2 protein-coding genes are annotated in these 962 nt (G+C 56.2%); both read left to right on the forward strand.

From position 1 onward, the window contains the following. Positions 1-348, forward strand: a 348-nt coding sequence (locus tag A3730_RS12195; RefSeq protein ID WP_231883945.1) for a transposase, incomplete at its 5' end; no start/stop codon positions are given. A gap of 11 nt (positions 349-359) precedes the next feature. Next, positions 360-962: IS3 family transposase (locus A3730_RS12200; RefSeq protein ID WP_231883946.1), on the forward strand; the 603-nt coding region annotated here is incomplete at its 3' end.

Below are 962 nucleotides of genomic sequence, written 5' to 3' on the forward strand. Positions count from 1 at the left end.
GTAGACACCTTCATTTGGAGAGAAGGTGTCATGAAATACAAAGCCAAGCGCTACTTCAGCGATGATTTCAAACGCGAGGCCGTGCAGGCCTCGCTATCCACCACGCAGACACAGTCCGCACTAGCTGGCAAGCTAGGCATACACCCAAAGTTGTTAAGCCGCTGGCGAAGAGAATGGATTGTGACCAAGAAACCGTCCGCTAAATCCGTCCAGAACACGGGACCCGATAAAAGCCTCAAAGACCTGGAAGGAGAGATTTCTCGCCTGAAAAAGCAGCTCAAGCGAGCCGAGCTGGAGAATGAAATCCTAAAAAAGGCGGACGAGTACTTCGCCAAGCACGGCAAATAAGATTTGCCTTCATCGATGCCTGCCGTAGCCAAGCCTGGCCGGTATCGGTGATGTGCGCAGTACTCGATGTCTCACGAGCAGGCTATTACCGTTGGCGGGAGCGTCAGCGTTGTCCGGGGCCAAAACAGAGGCGCGATGACGCCCTCTTGGCCTTCCTTCTGAAAGAGGCTCGTCGTCAGCAAAGCATACCGGGTTACCGTAAGCTCTGGCTGCATGCCCAGGATGCGGGGGTTTGCTGTGGGAAAAATCAGGTTCAGCGGTTGCTGCAGGCGGCGGGCTACCGTTCGCGTACGGCACCCAAGCCCGGCTACCGCAAGGCCAAGTCGTCTCTACCGGTGTTGCCCAATCTGCTGAATCGCCAGTTCTCGGTTGGGAAGGCCAACCGTGTCTGGGTGTCGGATATTACCCAGATCCGCTGCCAAGAAGGCTGGCTCTACATTGCCGTTGTGCTGGATCTGGGGACTCGTCAGATCGTGGGCCGTGCGATGGGGCCGGTTAACTGCTCACAATTGGTTATAGCGGCGCTGAAACAGGCCTGGAGGCGCCAGAAACCTGCGGGGCGTGATTTGCTGTTCCACTCAGACCAAGGCAGCCAATATCGTAGTGAAGAGGTT

It is taken from the genome of Alcanivorax sp. HI0044, from assembly GCF_001634945.1.